Here is a 1383-nt window from a genome sequence, read left to right on the forward strand (position 1 = left end):
CATATACAGGACCTTAAGAAAACACTTCATTTGAAATTCCTTCTAAGGTCCTGTTCTGTATCGATTTTCGCTGCTTGGTTCGACGGGCATTTTTCGCCAAGTAAACGGCAGCCCATTCCAGACGCTCTCTTATTTCCACCAACACCCGATGAGCCACCGCTTCCAATAACGGGAACCACCAGGTTCCGCTATTTTTCGCCGCTTTCAGTGTGGATAAACCGTCCCCCATCAGCGTCTGAGCTACCCGTCTTTTCATCACCAGCGACAACAGGCTGGCCCACACCAGCCCCTCGGCAATGGCTTTCTGACCTGTCACAAAGCCCTTGAGCCGGTTGTGCGACTTCCACTCCTTAAACAGCAGCTCCACCTGCCAACGACAGCGGTACAGGCTCATCACCCGCTCTGCTGGCCATGCCTCTCGTGGCAGATTGGTCATCCAGATACAGAACCGTTTCTCCTCGGCAAACCAGCGTCGGATCAGCCGATACTCGAACTTGCCCGATTTCACCACCATATCCAGTACCTCTGCCCGACAGTGCCGCCGTCCAGCATCCTTGAGTGACAGGCCCGCCAGCTTCGGCACTTCCCGTTCGTCACCGCGCCATGCCCGGATAATCTTCGGGTTCAGGCTCTTACTACCCCTGACCAGATAGAAACCGCCCGCCTCGTTTAGTTTCGCAAAGTAGGCCATATCGATGTAACCCGCGTCCGCCAACAGCAGGCTGTTATTGAGCCGCTCGGGCTCAGGCAGGAACTGGCGCTCTGACGCCGTATCGGCAGAGACCTGCATGCAAACTGGACTTTGCTCCAATAGAGACATGAGCATATGACACTCGATTGCCGCCGGGCTAATGGTCTTGAACCTTCCCGGAAACACTTCGGCCAGGCTTTTGTGGACGGCAAAGGAAGTACCATCCTGCAACAACACCTGTTTGAATGCGCCAAGGGATGCAGTCTTCATCTGTTGGCCGATACGCAAGGCGATAGCCCGTTCAACCAGCGCCTTCATGAACAGGGCGAACGACGCTTTGCGCAACTGGTTGTGAAAGGGCTTGTAGGAAACCTGATGGGCATCAACCAGTTGCAAGGCATTGAAATGATGGTGCAATCCAGCGATACCATCGACCTGGTCGCAGCCAAGTGCCCGCAAGAGTGCAGTCACCAGCATGGCAGGCGTAATGGCTCGTTTGCGCAAGCAAAATTGGCAGTCACGGGCAATGCGGTCGAGTTCGGCAGGAGAGAGAAGTTGCTCAAGATAGTGGTTGGCATCGATAATGGTCATGGCTTCGTGCGTGGCGGTTTTGTTTGGCGATAAAATCAGATCACAATCGAAGCCATTTTTATATCTATTTCAATTGGTTGCTGCTAAAGATCCTGTACATG

At 53.7% G+C, this 1383-nt stretch carries 1 protein-coding gene; it reads right to left on the reverse strand.

The genetic code is table 11. The features are described from left to right. Nucleotides 1–13: 13 nt before the first annotated feature. A complete protein-coding gene (locus PG896_RS20935; protein WP_041206016.1) occupies nt 14–1282 on the reverse strand; it encodes an IS4-like element ISAeme4 family transposase in 1269 nt (422 codons plus the stop codon). Nucleotides 1283–1383: the final 101 nt, after the last annotated feature.

Origin of the sequence: Aeromonas sp. QDB30, from assembly GCF_027707645.1 — a bacterium.
Classification (GTDB): domain Bacteria; phylum Pseudomonadota; class Gammaproteobacteria; order Enterobacterales; family Aeromonadaceae; genus Aeromonas; species Aeromonas caviae.

Coding starts and splice junctions, on each gene's coding strand:
- PG896_RS20935 (WP_041206016.1), bottom strand. CDS start 1,282: ATGACCATTATCGATGCCAACCACTATCTTGAGCAACTTCTCTCTCCT.